The organism is Zobellella taiwanensis, assembly GCF_003012795.1.
GTDB lineage: Bacteria > Pseudomonadota > Gammaproteobacteria > Enterobacterales > Aeromonadaceae > Oceanimonas > Oceanimonas taiwanensis.
The window spans coordinates 1-16478 of sequence record NZ_PXYH01000002.1 but is presented as its reverse complement, the minus strand read 5'-3'; the positions used below and the strand labels follow the sequence as shown (position 1 = coordinate 16478).

Below are 16478 nucleotides of genomic sequence, written 5' to 3'. Positions count from 1 at the left end.
GGAACGTCCGCCCCTGCCTCGCTGTACGCTGGAAAAATCCGGCCGGTTAAAACGGAAAGAACAGGGGCACCAGCACCAGCACACCCGCCGAGTAAATCAGGCTGACCGGAAAACCGACCTTGAGGTAATCCACCACCCGGTAACGCCCGGGGGAATAGACCATAAGGTGAGTCTGATAGCCGAACGGCACCATAAAGCAGGCGCTGGCGCCAAAGGCCACCGCCATGATGAAGGGCATGGGATCAACCCCAAAGCCCTGGGCGGTACTCAGGCCGATGGGAAACGCCAGGGCCGCGGCGGCATTGTTGGTCACGGTTTCGGTCAGCAGCAGGGTGATGACATAGACTCCCACAAAAGCCCCCACCACCCCGAAATCGTCGAACAGCGCACGCATGCCATCCGCCACCAGAGCCGCGGCGCCCGAGCTTTCCAGCGCCTTGGCCACGGTGAGGGCGGAGCCGATGATCATCATCAACTCAAACGGAAAACGCCGGCGCAGCTCGCCCAGGGTCAGGATCCGCCCCAGCAACAGTGCCGCCAGCAGCATCAGCAGGCCATTGAGCAGGGGCACCAGGCCCAGTGCCGAAAACAGGATCACCAGGGCAAATCCGCTGAAGGCAAACAGGCTCTGGCGCGCACTCAGGCGCGGGCGCTGCAGGCTGTCGCTCAGCAGGTGGAAGTTGCGATCCAGGTTGCGGTGGGACATAAAATCCGGTCCCACCGCCAGCAGCAGGCTGTCGCCCACCTTGAGGGGGATTTTGCCCAGCTGGCCGGTCAGCCGGCGTTGGCCCCGGCGAATACCCACCACGCCGGCGTTGAACATGGTGCGAAAATCCACCTCCTGCAGGGTGCTGTGGGCAAGCTCAGATTCATTGGACACCACCACTTCCACCAGGTTGGACGCCAGCAGACGGTCGGCGCCATTGCCGAACAGTTGCAGGCCGGAAAACTGCTGCAGGGCCTGCACCTTCTCCACCTCGCCGGTAAACACCAGGATATCGTCCTCTTCCAGCACTTCTTCCGGCGACACCGGGCTGATCAGCCGATCGTTGCGCACAATTTCAAGCAAGAACAGGCCATCCAGGCTGCGCAACCGGTTTTGCTCTATGCTGGCCCCCACCAGGGGCGAGCCGGGCACCAGCCGGGCCTCCAGAAAATAGGCCTGGGAGCTGTCCTTGTCCTGCAGCGGATTGAGCGGCAGCCAGCGCCGGCTGAACAACAGGGCGATAAGGCACAGCAGCGCCACCGGTATGCCTACGCCGGCAAACTGGAACATGCCCAGCGCCGGCAGGCCGGCGTCCACCACAAAGGAATTCACCACCAGGTTGGTGGAAGTACCGACCAGGGTAGTGATGCCCCCCAGGATGGAGGCAAACGACAGCGGGATAAGCAGTCGCGAGGCGGGAATATGGCGCTGGCGGGAAATCACCCCCAGCAGCGAGCCCACCACGGCGGTATTGTTGAGAAAGGCCGACAGGCCCGCCGTCACCCCCATCAGGCGCAGGCTGGCACGCCATTCCCGGCCCCTGAGCAGTACATCCGACACCCGCTCAAGCAGGGGGGAACGCTCCAGCGCCAGCGACACCAGCATCAGCACCAGCAGGGTGATCAGGGCCGGGTTGGAAAAACTGCCCAGCATCGCCTGCTCGTCCACCACGCCCAGGATCACATACCCCACTGCCCAGCAACTGAACAGCACCGCCGGCGACAGGCGACCATGGATAAGCAGCCCCAGCAGGACGCCAATCGATGCTAATACCAAATAGGCTGACATATATAACCACTCGCTCTTTAGGCAGGGCTATCATTGTACTCATATATCAAATAAACTGGACATACTGAATTTATATAACATTTAGCTATTAGCATAATCCATTGGCGAGAACAGTATCACTATGAATCTGACGCACCTGCAACGGCTGGAAGCCGAGAGTATCCACATCATGCGGGAAGTGGTGGCCGAGGCCGACAACCCGGTCATGCTCTACTCCATCGGCAAGGACAGCGCCGTCATGCTGCACCTGGCCATGAAGGCTTTCTATCCGTCGGTCCCCCCCTTCCCCCTGCTGCATGTCGACACCCGCTGGAAGTTCCGCGAGATGTACAGCTTCCGCGACCAGATGGCCGAGCAGCTCGGCATGGATTTGCTGGTGCACATCAACCCCGAGGCCATCGAGAAGGACATCAACCCCTTCACCCACGGCTCCGCCATCCACACCGACATCACCAAAACCGAGGGCCTCAAGCAGGCGCTGGACAAATACGGTTTCGATGCCGCCTTCGGCGGGGCTCGCCGCGACGAGGAAAAATCCCGCGCCAAGGAGCGCATTTTCTCCTTCCGCACCGCCCAGCACCGCTGGGACCCCAAAAACCAGCGTCCCGAGCTGTGGAAGCTGTACAACGCCCGCAAGCACAAGGGCGAGTCCATCCGCGTCTTCCCCCTCTCCAACTGGACCGAGCTCGACATCTGGCAATATATCCACCTCGAAAACATTCCCATCGTGCCCCTGTATTACGCCGCCGAGCGCCCGGTGGTGGAGCGCGACGGCACCCTCATCATGGTGGATGACGAACGCATGCCGCTCAAACCCGGCGAGGTGCCGATGATGAAAAAAGTGCGCTTTCGCACCCTCGGCTGCTACCCGCTCACCGGCGCCGTCGAGTCCGAGGCCGACACCCTGCCCGCCATCATCCAGGAGATGCTGCTCACCAAAACCTCCGAGCGTCAGGGCCGGATGATTGACCACGACTCCGCCGCTTCCATGGAAAAGAAAAAACAGGAAGGTTACTTCTGACGCTTCGCGTCAGAAGTAACCTTCAGCTGTAAGCTTTATGCTGTCAGCTGTAAGCAGCCCGACGCTGAATGCAGGCAGCATTGCTACAGACTGCAGCTTAGGGGGCGTGATGAATTTTGAGAAGTTGCAGGTGTGGAAGAAGTCGGCGAGGTTATCCGCTGATTTATATCTGGCATTGAAAGAACTACGAGATTTTGGTTTTCGCGACCAAATCACACGTTCGGGCCTGTCCATTCCCAGCAATATTGCCGAAGGCATGTCACGTTTCTCCAACAAGGACAAACGCCATTTTTTGGTGACCGCCAGGGGCTCATGCGCAGAGCTGCGCACCCAGGTTTATATCGGCATCGAAATTGGCTATATCAACGAGCAACAGGGTCGGCAGTGGTTGCAGGAAACCCGTGATATTTCAGCCATGCTGCACGGTCTCATCACCACCCTGAGTGACGAACACAACACCGTAAGCTGACGTTTTAACATACAGCTTACGGCATATAGCTCTGAAGGATATGTAAGATGCATCAGTCATCTCTGATAGAAAGCAATATCAACGAATACCTCAAACAACACGAGCACAAGAGCCTGCTGCGCTTTATCACCTGCGGCAGCGTCGATGACGGCAAGAGTACCCTTATCGGCCGGCTGCTGTTTGAATCCAAAATGCTGTTCGAAGACCAGCTCGCCGCCATGGAGGCCGACTCCAAAAAGTGGGGCACCCAGGGGGAAGACATCGACTTCGCCCTGCTGGTGGATGGCCTGGCCGCCGAGCGCGAGCAGGGCATCACCATCGACGTGGCCTACCGCTTCTTCTCCACCGACAAGCGCAAGTTCATCGTGGCCGACACCCCCGGACACGAGCAGTACACCCGCAACATGGTGACCGGCGCCTCCACCGCCGATGCCGCCATCCTGATGGTGGACGCGCGCAAGGGCATCCTCACCCAGACCCGCCGCCACAGCTACCTGATGTCGCTGCTCGGTATCCGCCACATCGTGGTCGCCATCAACAAGATGGACCTGGTGGGCTACTCCGAAAAAACCTTCCGCACCATAGTGGAAGAATACAGCCGGTTCGCCGAGCAGTTGGGGCTCAAGCACATCACCTATATTCCCCTGTCGGCGTTCAAGGGCGACAACATCATCGTCCATGGCGACAACATGCCCTGGTACCACGGCACCACCCTGATGGGCTACCTGGAAACCGTTGAGGTGGACGACACCCGCATGCAGCAGGCCCCCTTCCGCCTGCCGGTGCAGTGGGTCAACCGCCCCAACCTGGACTTCCGCGGCTTTGCCGGCACCATCGCCAGCGGCGTGATTAAGCCCGGCGACCGCATCCGGGTGCAGCCCTCCGGCAAGGAAAGCCACGTCGCCCGCATTGTGGTGCACGGCGGCGACCTGCCCCAGGCGGTGGCCGGCCAGTCGGTGACCCTGACCCTCACCGATGAAATCGATATCTCCCGCGGCGACGTCATCTCCACCGCCGACGCGCCGGCGCACACCGCCGACCAGTTCGAGACCACCCTGGTGTGGATGCACGAGGACGCCCTGCTGCCCGGCCGCCCCTACCTGCTGAAAATCGGCACCAAAACCGTCACCGCCACCGTCACCGACATCAAGTACCAGGTCAACGTCAACACCCTGGAGCACACCGCCGCCAAAAAGCTGGAGCTCAACGGCATCGGCGTGTGCAACCTCGGCCTGGACCGCGCCATTGCCTTCGACGACTACCAGCACAACAAGGACACCGGCGGCTTTATCCTGATTGACCGGCTGACCAACAACACCGTCGCCGCCGGCATGCTGCACTTCGCCCTGCGCCGCAGCCAGAACATCCACATGCAGCACGTGGACGTGAACAAGGACGCCCGCGCCCTGGCCAAGGGCCAGAAGCCGGCGGTGCTGTGGTTTACCGGCCTGTCCGGCGCCGGCAAGTCGACCATCGCCAACCTGGTGGAGAAAAAGCTGCACGCCCAGGGCCGCCACACCTACCTGCTGGACGGCGACAACGTGCGCCATGGCCTCAACAAGGACTTGGGCTTTACCGATGCCGACCGGGTGGAGAACATCCGCCGGGTGGCGGAAGTGTCCAGGCTGATGGTGGATGCCGGCCTGATTGTGCTCACCGCCTTTATCTCGCCGTTCCGCTCCGAGCGCCGCCTGGCGCGGGATCTGCTGGAAGACGGCGAGTTCATCGAGGTGTTCGTGGACACCCCGCTGTCGGTGGCCGAGGATCGTGACGTGAAGGGGCTGTACAAAAAGGCCCGCCGGGGCGAGCTGAAGAACTTCACCGGCATCGACTCCGCCTACGAGCAGCCCGAGAACCCGGAAATCCGCCTGGATACCACGGCGCTGAGCGCCGACGAAGCGGCGGACGCGGTCATCGCCCTGCTGAAGGAAAAAGGCATCATCAACGGCGGCGACTGGTCCATCTGACCCCGGCCCCGCTGAAGGCAAAAAGCCGGCTCACTGAGCCGGCTTTTTTATTGGGAATGGTTTACGGGTTGCCGCTGCGCGGCAAGTTGCCTGCGCTCCAAACACGGTGACCTTCTTCTTGAAGCGCAGGGCGCTCAGGACAGGTCAGCTTCCGCCCGGGCCAGCAACTGGTTCCAGTAGGCAAACACCAGTTTCTGATCGTCATCGTTCAGCTCGCCGCTCAAAATAGCCTGGTTGAGGCTGGTCTTGACCCGCGCCTTGACGTCGCGCACATGAGTGCGGCCGGCAATTTCGCTCTGGGCTACCGCCAGGGTAATGTGGCCACGCAGGTAGCCGCCGGCAAACAGCTGATCGTCGCTGGCCTCGGCCACCTGATCGTCGATCTCCGCCAGCAGCAGCCGTTCAAATTCAAAAATGTTCATTTATTAAGCCTCGTCTTCCGGGTTTGCCACCCGGACCAGAACTTCATCATGATAGCCAGTGATCACCCGGATCAGGCCGCCGAGTTCGCGGTCGAGTGCGGGATCATTGGTGTCGACTCGCAGCGGGCGGCCCTGCAACGAATTGAGCTTCGATTTGGTCGCCAGCAGCCAGATATTGTCGCGCCCCACGGCACGGATCACCGCCGGGCTGAGCTGCTGATTGCCACGGCCGAAAATATGGCCCTGGCCCCCGATCAGGGTGATCACCAGCTTGCACGGTTTGTCCCTGATGTGTTCATACAGGCCTCTGGCATCCAGATCCGAGGCAACTAACTGTTTTTGGTAAACGAGATCCACCCCCAGCAGGGTGTTGTCAAGCCCCAGCCGCTCCATTACCGCCGCCACCGTGCCGCCCGAGCCCATGATGAAATAGCAGTCGTCGTGCTCTTCCATGCGCTCTATCACCTCGTCGGCGATATCGGTCAGCACCAGCTCGGCGGATTCCTTGCCGGCAACCTTGACCGCCTGCACATAATTGAGTTCGCCCGGAATGCGCATTTCACCATAGCGGCGGGCCCGCACCCGGCCCTCGCGAAAGGCGGCTTCGTCGATATCCATCACATCCGCCTCCACCAGGCTCACCGGCTCGCCGCGCACCAGCCTGGCCAGCAGCCGGCCGGTGCCGGCGGGGGTAACGCCGTATACCCCGGAGTGGATTTTTACCCCGGCGGGGATGCCCAGTACGCACAGCCACTGTGGCACCTCGGCGCAGATGTCCCGGGCGGTGCCGTCGCCGCCGGCGAACAGCAGCAGATCGATGCCCTGCTCCACCAGCATCCTCACCGCCTTGCGGGTGTCCTCGGCGGTGGTGGGCGTGGCGGGCCGGTAGCAGACGTCAAAGGGCAGGCCCAGCTCGCGGCACAGGCTCTCGCCCATGTCGCCCCCCACGGTGTGGATATGGAACAGTGACGTGAGCCCGGCCAGCTCCGCCAGGGCCAGGCTGCTGCGCTGCAATGCCCTGGGCTCGGCGCCCAGGGCCAGGGCCTGCTCGGCCATGCCGTCGCTGCCCTTGAGCGCCACGCTGCCGCCCAGGCCCGCCAGGGGGTTGATAATCAGGCCAATCTTGAACATCCGCCGTCCTCTCTAAATCAGCTAAAATCCGCCGCGGTCGGCATCGGCCGGCCATAGTGTTGCCGCAGCACGTCCATAAAGATCCTGGCCCGGGCCGGAAAGCCCTCGGCCAGGTAGCGTAGCGCCTGCTCCCGCACCCGGGCCCGGAAGGCGTGGCGATCCGGATCCACGCAGCCATTCAGGTTGTCGCAGCTCACGTTGAAGGGAAAGCCGCAGCACAGCGACAGCGCCCATTCGATGGCCTGGGGCTTCACCTCCACCGCCTCGAAGGCGGCCTGGGCCTCGGCATCCCGGCCGTCCGGATGGTACCAGTAGCCGTAGTCCGGCTGCCGGCGGCGCGCCTCTCCCGCCAGCAGCCAGTGGGCCACCTCGTGCAGGGCACTGGCGAAAAAACCATGAGCAAAAATAATGCGATGGTACGCCACTTCGGCGTCGGCCGGCAGGTAGATGGGCTCGTCGTCCCCCAGTTCGAGGCGGGTATTGTACGTGTCGGCGAAGCTTCGGTTAAACAGGGAAATCAGATCCCGGTAGCAAAATGACATAATAAAAAACGGCCCTCGATTCAGGGGCGCTATTTTACCCGGCTGGGGTAGGTACACAAGAGGCGCAGCGCCGGGTTGATGCGGGCACATAAAAAGGGGTCGGAGTCATTTATTTGCATTGTGCAAAATTGACTCCGACCCCTTTTTTCGGTGTTACAGTTTGGGCGTGGTGGTCGCCACCTCGGCGTTCTGGGCCCGGTTGAGCAGCAGGTGGTCGAGCAGCACTATGGCCATCATCGCCTCGGCGATGGGCACGGCGCGGATGCCGACGCAGGGGTCGTGGCGGCCGCGGGTCACCATTTCGGTGGGGCTGCCCTGCACGTCTATGGTGTTGCCCGGCACCATGATGCTGGAGGTGGGCTTGAGCGCAATGCTGGCCACGATGTCCTGGCCGCTGGAAATGCCGCCCAGTATGCCGCCGGCATGGTTGCTGGCAAAGCCCTCGGGGGTGAGCTCGTCCCGGTGCTCGGAGCCCTTCTGCTCCACCACCGCGAAGCCGTCGCCAATCTCCACGCCCTTGACCGCGTTGATGCTCATCAGGGCATGGGCGAGGTCGGCGTCGAGGCGGTCGAACACCGGCTCGCCCAGGCCCACGGGCACGCCCTGGGCCACCACCTGGATCTTGGCGCCGATGGAGTTGCCTTCTTTTTTCAGCTCGCGCATGTACTCGTCCAGCGCCTCCAGCTTGCCGGCGTCGGCGAAGAAGAAGGGGTTGGTGTCGATGATGCTTTGGTCGAAGGCCTCGGCCTTGATCGGGCCGAGCTGGGTCAGGTGGGCGTAGATGGACACGCCGTAACGGGCCAGCACCTTCTTGGCGATGGCGCCGGCGGCCACCCGCATGGCGGTTTCCCGGGCCGAGGAGCGGCCGCCGCCGCGGTAGTCGCGGATGCCGTATTTCTGGTGGTAGGTGTAGTCGGCATGCCCCGGCCGGAACAGATCCTTGATGGCGGAGTAGTCCTGGGAGCGCTGATCGGTGTTTTCGATCAGCAGGCCGATGGAGGTGCCGGTGGTCTTGCCTTCGAACACGCCGCTCAGGATCCTGACCTCATCCGCTTCCCGCCGCTGGGTGGTAAAGCGGGAGGTGCCGGGCTTGCGCCGGTCCAGATCATGCTGCAGATCCGCCTCGCTGAGTTCGATGCCCGGGGGCACGCCGTCGACCACGGCGCCCAGGGCCGGGCCGTGGCTCTCGCCGAAGGTGGAGACACGAAAGAGGGTTCCGATACTGTTCCCTGCCATTAGCTGGATTTCCTTGTAGTGAGATTAAAACTGGTCCCGAAAGGGCAAAAGGTCGCGCCGGCTGATCACAAAGACGCCGTGGCCGCCGTTGGCGAACTCGATCCAGGACAGGGGCAGTTCGGGATAGGCGGCGTCCAGGTGGACCTGGCTGTTGCCCACTTCCACCACCAGCACCCCGTCCTCGGTGAGAAAGTCGCAGGCCTGGGCCAGCAGGCGGCGGGTGAAGTCCAGGCCGTCGGCACCGGAGGCCAGGGCCAGTTCGGGCTCGTGGTGGAATTCCTCGGGCAGGTCGCTCATGTCCTCTTCGTCAACGTAGGGCGGGTTGGCCACGATCAGATCGTACTGGTCTCCCGCCGGCAGGGCCGAGAACAGGTCCGACTCGATGGGGATCACCTGCTGCTCCAGGCCGTGGTTCTGGATGTTGATCTCGGCCACGTCCAGTGCCTCGCGGGAGATGTCCAGGGCGTCCACCTCGGCCTCGGGAAAGGCGTGGGCCAGGGCGATGGCGATGCAGCCGGAGCCGGTGCACAAGTCCATGATGCGGCGGGGCTCGTGATCCAGCCAGGGGGCAAAGCGGCCGTCGATCAGCTCGGCGATGGGCGAGCGCGGGATCAGTACCCGCTCGTCCACATAGAATTCATAGCCGGCAAACCAGGCGGTGTGGGTGATGTAGGGGGTGGGGATACGCTGCTCGACCCGTTGTTGCAGAGCCTCCAGCAGGCGCTGGCGCTCGCTCGGCAGCAGGCGGGCGTCGCGCACCTGGGGCGGGCAGTCCTGGGGCAGGTGCAACAGCGGCAGCACCAGTTGCACCGCTTCGTCCCAGGCGTTGTCGGTGCCGTGGCCGTAGAACAGGCCGGCCTGCTGAAAACGGCTGACGGCAAACCGCAACCAGTCGCCTATGGTGTGCAGCTCGGTGAGCGCCTCGTCATGAAAAAGCGTGTCCAAAACCCCTCCGCCTCGATAAAATGGCTGTTTTTGACTAATCGGACGCAGACATGGCCACCACCCCTCCCCCCGAAGACGACGAACAGGCGCTCTTTAAGGAAGCGGTGCGGGGTGTCCGCAAATTGAAGCAGGATACCATAAGTCCGCACCGGGCGCCGGTCAAGGTGAAAGCGCAGCGCCACGAGGTGCGCAAGGACAAGGCCGAAGCCCACCCCTTTTCCGATCTCTACGAGCCCTGGCTGGAGCAGGAAGGGCCCACCCGCTACCGCCAGGCGGACACCTCCGCCTATGAGCTGAAAAAGCTGCGCCGGGGCGATTATGTGCCGGATCTGTTTTTGGACTTGCACGGCCTGACCCAGGAGCAGGCCAAGGAGGAGCTGGCGGCCCTGCTGCTGGCGGCCCGCCGCCAGCACGTGAAGTGCGTGTCCATCATGCACGGCCACGGCAAGCATATTCTCAAGCAGCGGCTGCCCATGTGGCTGGCCCAGCATCCCCAGGTGCTGGCCTTCCACCAGGCCACCCGGGCATGGGGCGGCAACGCCGCTCTGCTGGTGCTGCTCAGGGTCGAGCTCTAGCTTCCCATTACCCCGGCGGACCACCGGCTCCCGAATAAACAACGAGGCCGGGCATGGCCCGGCCTCGCAGGAGTCACGGCAGCGCCTCAGGCTGCCGTTTGGGGAGTATTGAGTTGGCCGATGACACGGTTGATCTCCTGAACCGTGGCCCGGTGGCGGGCATCCGCCTGTTCGGGCATCACCAGCATGCCTTTGGCGTAAAGGTAGGCGCCGCGTCCGCGGATATAAAGGCGCCCCTTGAAAAAGGTCTTTACATGTTTGGCAATCAACAAAGGCTGATAATTGTTAAAAATACGCATGTCTGACCTCTGCTTGTCGTGCGTTTACCCCAGTGAGCCGCATAAGGGATAGGGCTGGGCATAGTGGGGTCGGATGTTGTGCGGCCCTTCGAGCCAGTTGAACACGGCGCCCTGCCCCGTTTCGAGGGTCAGCTTGGCCACCCCCGACGTCACAAAAATCGGTGCCATGGTCGCCGGGCACAGGCTTTCCACCAGAAATCCGACCATGGGCATATGGCTGACCACCAGAATATTGGCCTGGCGGTTGAGCTCGCCATAGGCCAGCAGCAGGCTGGCGGCGATGTCCGCGTCGGCATTGGGGGTCAGCTCGTCGCAATATTCCACCTGGGTTGCAGCCAGGTGCCGGCTCAGCTGCTGCCAGGTTTGCCGGGTCCGCAGATAAGGACTGACCAGCACACGCTCGAACACCGGCACCTGCTGTGCCAGCCACTGCGCCATCAAACAGGTTTCATCCCTTCCCTGCTCGGTCAAAGGCCGCAAGGCATCACTGGACGCCTCTGGTGCCGCCTGGCCGTGGCGCATGATAAAGATGTTCATCTCCACCTCACTTTCAGGCGAATCCCGCCCGGTAAAACGGCGGGCATCATACCCCTGCTCATTGTTATGCTCAAGGATCCAGCTCACCCTTTGACCAAGTGGCCGGAAGCCTGTTCGTCGTTGTTATCTTAGCTATAACATAAAGAACACGGTTACACCGAAAATCATTCGATGGCCGTGCTCACCGACACCTAGCCGGCGGATGCGGCAGGCATATTGCCCGTCCCGGATGACAGTTTGGTGAACGGACGCAAAAAATCCGCCGCCACCACCTAGTCTCCCATGCCCTGCCGTGCCAGGTGAAAATAGAAGCTGCTGCCCCAGGCCAGCAGGGGATCGGGAATGTCGAAACGGCTGTTGTGGTGCCCGCCCACCACCGGGCAACCGAACAGCAGGTGGCAGGCCTGGCCGCCGCCCTCGTTCACCGCCCGGGTCATAAAGGTGGCGTCCTCGCTGGCCGGCACCTGGTAGCTGTCCTGAATGTCCCCGGCCCCGAGGCCGAAGGCCAGCGCCTGCTCCTTGATCCAGGCCGCCAGTGCCGGGTGGTTGGGATGGTTCTCGAAGCGGGTGAGCGGGGTTATCTCTACCGTCACCTCCTGCATCGCCGCCGCCCCCTCGATCACCTGCCGGGCCCGCTGTGCCATGTAGTCGCGGATGCCGTTGTCGGCGCCGCGCACCTCGAAGCGCAGCCGCGCCTCGTCGCAGATGATGTTGTTGGGGTTGTCCGCATGCATGGCGCCCACATTGACTCGCGAGGCGCCGCCACCGTGGCGGGCGATGCCGTACAGGCCGGTCACCGCCTGGCAGGCGGCCAGCAGGGCGTTGCGGCCGTAGTGGGGGTTGTTGCCCGCATGGGCGGGCCGGCCGCGGAACACCACCTCGAACACGCTGCCGGCAATCCAGGTGGCGTCGCACACCAGCACCGGCCGGTCGACGATGCCCACATGCACCGAATAGAGCCGGTCCGCCCCCTGCAGCTGGGGCAGGCGGGCAAAGTGCACCCCGCCCCCGGCCACTTCCTCCGCCGGCTGGAACAGCAGGGTGAAGCGCCCCTTCAGCGCCGCCTTGTGCTCGGCCAGCAGCCGGGCCAGGCCCAGGCCGACCGCCATGTGGCCGTCGTGGCCGCAGGCGTGCATCCGGCCGTCCACCACGGAGGCGAAGCCGGCCCCGCAGGGCGAGTGGTCGCAGCCACCGCTCTCCTGCACCGGCAGGGCGTCGATATCGAAGCGGAAGGCCTGGTGGGGCCCACCGCCGCAGTCGAGTTCGGCCACCAGGCCGGTGAAGCCGCCCGCCATCTCCGCCAGGTAGGGATCCCCCTCCCCCAGCTCGGCCCGGGCGGCGGCGAAGGCCGCGTCCAGCTGTTCCCGGGGCGGCAGGTTGTGGGGCCTGAGTTCACCCCACAGCGGCCGTCCCCAGCGGACGCTGAAACCCATCTGCGCCAGCTCCCGGCACAGCACCGCCGTGGTACGGAACTCGCACCAGGACAGCTCCGGATGGCGATGGAAGTCGTGCCGCCGGGCGCGCACATAGTCGAGCACCGCCAGGCCGTGCTCGTCCAGCCGATCGTAATAGGCCATGTTCAGTCCTCCAGGGCGGCACCGTTGATGTTGAGCGAGTTCTTGCTGCTGAAGGCACGCAGCCCTTCCGGCGACAGCGCCAGGGAGCCGTTGCCGGAGTGGCGGTGGCCGATCCAGCCCAGGCGGGCGTCGACGAAGTTGCAGCGGTTCACGTAGAGGGTGCCGAAATCGAGCGCCTCGATAAAGGCATTGGCCCGGGCGCGCGAACGGGTGAAGATGGACGCGGTCAACCCGTAGCGGGTGTCGGCGACCAGGCCGAAGGCCTCTTCGTCGCTGCGTACCTTCATCACCGGCAGCACGGGTCCGAAGGTTTCCTCCTTCATGATGCGCATGCCGTGATCCACCCCGGCCACCAGGGTCGGCTGGATGAAGTCGCAGCCCGCCAGGGTCTCCCGCGCCCCGCCGGTCACCAGGGTCGCCCCCCTGGCGGTGGCATCCGCCACCAGTTCCAGCAGGCCGTCGATGGCCGCCCTGCCGCCGAACAGGGGGCCCAGGGTGGTCTCTGGCCGCAACGGGTCGCCATTGACTTCGGCGGCCATGATGGCCCTGGCGCCTTCCACCACGGCGTCGTACAGGGACTCGTGCACGTAGAGCCGCTTGACCGCACAGCAGGACTGGCCGGCATTGTGCAGCCGGCCGATCTTCACCGCCCACAGCAGGGCCTGCTCCAGATCGGCGTCCTCGGCGATGTAGCAGGCGTCGTTGCTGCCGAGCTCCAGCGCAGCCTCGATAAAGGGGGAATCCAGCTGATCGTTGAGCGCCCGCCGGGCGATGCTCTGCTGGATCACCCGCCCGCCCTGCACCGAGCCGGTAAACACCACCTGGTCGATGTCGCCCCGCTCGATGATCTCGGCGGACACCTCATAGTCGACGGTGATGTTGAACAGCAGATCCGCCAGGTCACCCAGGGTGTGGAAGGCCCGCTCGAACAGGCGCCCCACCGAGGGGGTGGTGGTGTGTTTGAGCAGCACGGCGCTGCCGCTCAGCAGGGCGCAGACCACGCCGTTGATGGCGGTGAACAGCGGGTAGTTCCAGGGACTGATGATATAGACGATGCCCTTGCCCCGGTAGCGGATGCAGCCCTGGAAGTCGGCATCGTGATAGGCCGAGAGATCCAGATCCGTCAGCGCCCCGTCCTCGGCGAAGCGGCACATATATTCCGCCCGCTCGATCATGTAGCGTAGTTCTTCGGTCGCCGCCGTCTTCGGCTTGCCCATCTCCCGGGCGATGGCGGTGCTGATCTCGTCCTCCGCCGCCCGGAACACCTCCAGGGCCGCACGCACCCGGCGCGCCCGCTCCGGCGCCGGTACCCGCGACCAGCGCCGGTAGGCGGCCCGGGCCAGGGCCAGTTTTTCCGCCACCTCGCCGAAGCCGGCCGAGGCCTGTTCGAAGACGGTTTCGCCGGTGAAGGGGTTGTTCAGTCGTACCATCGCCATCGTTGTCTCTCCTTAGTCTCACTGGGTTCCCGCTCGGGCCGATGCCTGCGGGGTTACTGTTCCTGTGCGGCCAGTTGCCCCATCCGCGCCACAAAGGCGTCGACATGGGCACGCTCGATATCGAACGACATCACCAGCCGCGCCTCGGACCGGCCGGGGCTGCTGTCGGCCCGCCAGACGTGGAAGTAGGCCTGCTGCTGCAGCGGCGCCAGCCAGTCGTTGGGCAGTTCCACGAACAGCATGTTGGTCTCTACCGGCGCCACCAGCCGGGCCTGGGGTACGGCCTTGAGCCGCTCGGCCAGGTAGGCCGCCATGGCGTTGGCCTGGGCGGCGTTGTGCAGCCAGAGATCGTCCTCGAAATAGGCCAGGAACTGGGCGGCGAGGAAGCGCATCTTGGAGGCCAGGTGCATGCCGTGCTTGCGGATCACCGGGTACTGGACCTGCAGGGCCGGGTTGAGCACCACCACCGCCTCGCCCACCATCAGGCCGTTCTTGGTGCCGCCGAAGGACACCACGTCCACCCCCAGCTCGGTAAAGAGCCGTTTGCAGTCGCCCCCCAGCGCCGCCACCGCATTGTGGATGCGGGCGCCGTCGATATGCACGTAGAAGCCGTGGGCCCGGGCGAAGTCGCAGAAGGCCCCGAGTTCGTCCGGGCGGTAGACGGAACCGCGCTCGGTGCACTGGGCGAGGGAAATCACCCTGGGCTGGCTGCGGTGCTGGAAGCCGATGTCGCCCAGGCGCGGGCGCATGTCGTCGATGCGGATTTTGCCGTTGTGCGCCGGCAGGGTGATCAGCTTGGCGCCGAGGAACTGTTCGGGGGCGCCGGCCTCGTCGATCCACAGGTGGGACTCGGCGGAGCAGAACACGGCCTCGAAAGAGCGCACCAGCCCCTTGAGGGCGATGACGTTGGCGCCGGTGCCGTTGTACACCAGGAAGCTTTCGGCCTGATCGCCGAACAGCTGCTTGAAGGCCCGGTTGGCGCGGGCGGTCAGTTCGTCGGCACCGTAGCCCAGGGCATGGCCCCGGTTGGCGTCGGCCAGCGCCGCCATGATGGCGGGGTGCACCCCGGAGGCGTTGTCGCTGGCAAACATGGGAGCTTGGGTCATGAATCCTCCAGTGGGCGCCGGCCGGGGCCGGCGCCGTGCGGTCAGTCGATGATAAAGAGCGCCCGCGGGGTGTTGCACAGGCATTCCACCCCGGTCTTGGTGATGCGGATCGACTCGGTGATGGCCACGCCCCAGTCGTCGAACCAGACCCCGGGCATGAAATGCATGGTGACGTTCTCGGTCAGCAGGGTGTTGTCGATGGGCCGGAAGCTGATGGTGCGCTCGCCCCAGTCGGGCGGGTAGCCGATACCGATGCTGTAGCCGCAGCGGGAGTCCTTGACGATGCCGTGTTTGGAGATCACCGCATCCCAGGCGGCGTGCACCTCGTGGGCATAGACCCCTTCCCTGGCGGTGTTGAGCACCGCCTCTATGCCCTCGAGCACGATCTGCACGGTGTCGTAGGCCTTGGGGTTGGGCTTGCCGAGGAAGACAGTACGGCTCTGGGGCGCGTGGTAGCGGGCCTTGACCCCGGAGATCTCCAGGGTAGAGCAGTCGCCCTGTTGGTAGACCTCGTCCCGCCACATCACGTGGGGGCAGGAGGTGCCCACCCCGGCCGGGATCAGCGGGGCGATGGCGGCGTATTCGCCGGCGTATTCTTCCAGCCCCGCCACCGAGGTGGCATAGACCTCGGCGGCCACGTCCGCCAGCCGGACCCCGGGCTTGATCCTGTCGATGGCCTTGGTCATGGTCAGTTCGGTCAGGCGGGCGGCCTGGCGCATGTAGCCGATCTCCGCCTCGGACTTGACGCTGCGCACCCAGTTGACCAGGGCGTCGGCATCCACCAGGGTGGCGTTGGGCAGGTGGTACTGCAGCTGGCTGAGGCTGCGGCCGCTGAAGAAGAAGCTGTCGCCCTCATAGCCTACCCGGGCGCTGCCCTTGCCGCGTTCGGTAAGCAGCCGGGCGACGAACTCCATGCAATGGGCGGCCGGGTTCTGGATGTAGTGATCCGAATAGCCGAGGATGAAGTCGTCGGTCAGGTAGCTGGTCAGGCGGGCGCCGTTCACGTCCTGGCCGCGCACCACGCACAGGGGCCTGTCCCAGTCCTGGCTGACCAGGGCGTACTGGGGGGTGTAGAACGACCAGGCGTCGTAGCCGGTCAGGTAGTAGAGGTTGGCAGGCTCGCTGACGATCAGCACGTCGATGCCCTGCTCCAGCATGCTCTGCCGGGTCTTGTGCAGACGGACCTGATATTCTTCGAGGCTGAATGGCTGTTGGTACTTCACAGACGGACACTCCAGGCACAAGGTTGCGGGTGCAACCGGGTATACCGGCAACCGCGGTTGCCGGTGGTTTGATTAAACAGGATTCACAACGGGCTTACTTGCCGAAGGCCAGGTCCCGCAGGAACAGGGCAATTTGCGGAAACAGGATCAGCAGCCCCGACACCAGTACCAGCAGCAGCACGAACGGCAGGGAGCCCCGCACCACGTCCACGTAGCGC

General features: G+C 64.0%; 16 protein-coding genes. 4 read left to right on the top strand and 12 right to left on the bottom strand.

Going from position 1 to position 16478, the window contains the following annotated elements:
• Positions 1-46: 46 nt before the first annotated feature.
• Positions 47-1774, bottom strand: a complete 1728-nt coding sequence (locus C7I36_RS01420; RefSeq protein ID WP_106451971.1) for an SLC13 family permease — start codon at positions 1772-1774, stop codon at positions 47-49.
• A 121-nt stretch (positions 1775-1895) separates the two neighbouring features.
• On the opposite strand from C7I36_RS01420, the gene cysD reads away from it, so the two are divergent.
• The 3 genes from cysD to cysN are packed head-to-tail and all read left to right on the top strand — an operon-like array spanning position 1896 to position 5231.
• On the top strand, positions 1896-2795 hold the full coding sequence (gene cysD / locus C7I36_RS01415; RefSeq protein WP_106451970.1) for a sulfate adenylyltransferase subunit CysD: 900 nt from the start codon (positions 1896-1898) through the stop codon (positions 2793-2795).
• Between the two features lie 37 nt (positions 2796-2832).
• Entirely contained in the window at positions 2833-3264 is a 432-nt protein-coding gene (locus tag C7I36_RS01410; RefSeq protein WP_245879997.1) for a four helix bundle protein, read from the top strand.
• Between the two features lie 47 nt (positions 3265-3311).
• Positions 3312-5231 (top strand): sulfate adenylyltransferase subunit CysN, encoded by a 1920-nt coding sequence (cysN, locus tag C7I36_RS01405; RefSeq protein ID WP_106451968.1) that lies wholly within the window; start codon positions 3312-3314, stop codon positions 5229-5231.
• A gap of 134 nt (positions 5232-5365) precedes the next feature.
• On the opposite strand, the gene C7I36_RS01400 is transcribed toward cysN, so the two are convergent.
• The 5 genes from C7I36_RS01400 to prmB form a co-directional block, all read right to left on the bottom strand.
• Positions 5366-5653 (bottom strand): YfcL family protein, encoded by a 288-nt coding sequence (locus C7I36_RS01400; RefSeq protein WP_106451967.1) that lies wholly within the window; start codon positions 5651-5653, stop codon positions 5366-5368.
• 3 nt (positions 5654-5656) lie between these two features.
• Positions 5657-6784, bottom strand: a complete 1128-nt coding sequence (locus C7I36_RS01395) for an ATP-NAD kinase family protein (protein WP_106451966.1) — start codon at positions 6782-6784, stop codon at positions 5657-5659.
• Between the two features lie 17 nt (positions 6785-6801).
• Positions 6802-7326: an elongation factor P hydroxylase gene (locus C7I36_RS01390; protein WP_106451965.1), complete on the bottom strand. Its 525-nt coding sequence runs from the start codon at positions 7324-7326 to the stop codon at positions 6802-6804.
• 153 nt (positions 7327-7479) lie between these two features.
• Positions 7480-8562 (bottom strand): chorismate synthase, encoded by a 1083-nt coding sequence (gene aroC, locus C7I36_RS01385; RefSeq protein ID WP_106451964.1) that lies wholly within the window; start codon positions 8560-8562, stop codon positions 7480-7482.
• A 24-nt stretch (positions 8563-8586) separates the two neighbouring features.
• A complete protein-coding gene (prmB, locus tag C7I36_RS01380) occupies positions 8587-9507 on the bottom strand; it encodes a 50S ribosomal protein L3 N(5)-glutamine methyltransferase (protein ID WP_106451963.1) in 921 nt (306 codons plus the stop codon).
• Positions 9508-9557: 50 nt separating this feature from the next.
• Here prmB and smrB point away from each other — a divergent pair, with 50 nt between their 5' ends.
• A complete protein-coding gene (gene smrB / locus C7I36_RS01375) occupies positions 9558-10082 on the top strand; it encodes an endonuclease SmrB (RefSeq protein ID WP_106451962.1) in 525 nt (174 codons plus the stop codon).
• 86 nt (positions 10083-10168) lie between these two features.
• Here smrB and C7I36_RS01370 read toward each other — a convergent pair whose 3' ends face one another.
• The 6 genes from C7I36_RS01370 to C7I36_RS01345 form a co-directional block, all read right to left on the bottom strand.
• A complete protein-coding gene (locus C7I36_RS01370) occupies positions 10169-10381 on the bottom strand; it encodes a DUF1107 domain-containing protein (protein WP_106451961.1) in 213 nt (70 codons plus the stop codon).
• A gap of 24 nt (positions 10382-10405) precedes the next feature.
• Positions 10406-10918, bottom strand: a complete 513-nt coding sequence (sixA, locus tag C7I36_RS01365; protein WP_106451960.1) for a phosphohistidine phosphatase SixA — start codon at positions 10916-10918, stop codon at positions 10406-10408.
• 272 nt (positions 10919-11190) lie between these two features.
• A complete protein-coding gene (locus tag C7I36_RS01360; RefSeq protein ID WP_106451959.1) occupies positions 11191-12495 on the bottom strand; it encodes an amidohydrolase in 1305 nt (434 codons plus the stop codon).
• 2 nt (positions 12496-12497) lie between these two features.
• Positions 12498-13931, bottom strand: a complete 1434-nt coding sequence (locus C7I36_RS01355; RefSeq protein WP_106451958.1) for an aldehyde dehydrogenase family protein — start codon at positions 13929-13931, stop codon at positions 12498-12500.
• 53 nt (positions 13932-13984) lie between these two features.
• Positions 13985-15037 carry a threonine aldolase family protein gene (locus C7I36_RS01350; RefSeq protein WP_245879996.1) on the bottom strand — a complete coding sequence of 351 codons (1053 nt, stop codon included), beginning with the start codon at positions 15035-15037 and terminating at the stop codon, positions 13985-13987.
• A 41-nt stretch (positions 15038-15078) separates the two neighbouring features.
• Positions 15079-16260 (bottom strand): M24 family metallopeptidase, encoded by a 1182-nt coding sequence (locus tag C7I36_RS01345; protein WP_219899575.1) that lies wholly within the window; start codon positions 16258-16260, stop codon positions 15079-15081.
• Positions 16261-16478: the final 218 nt, after the last annotated feature.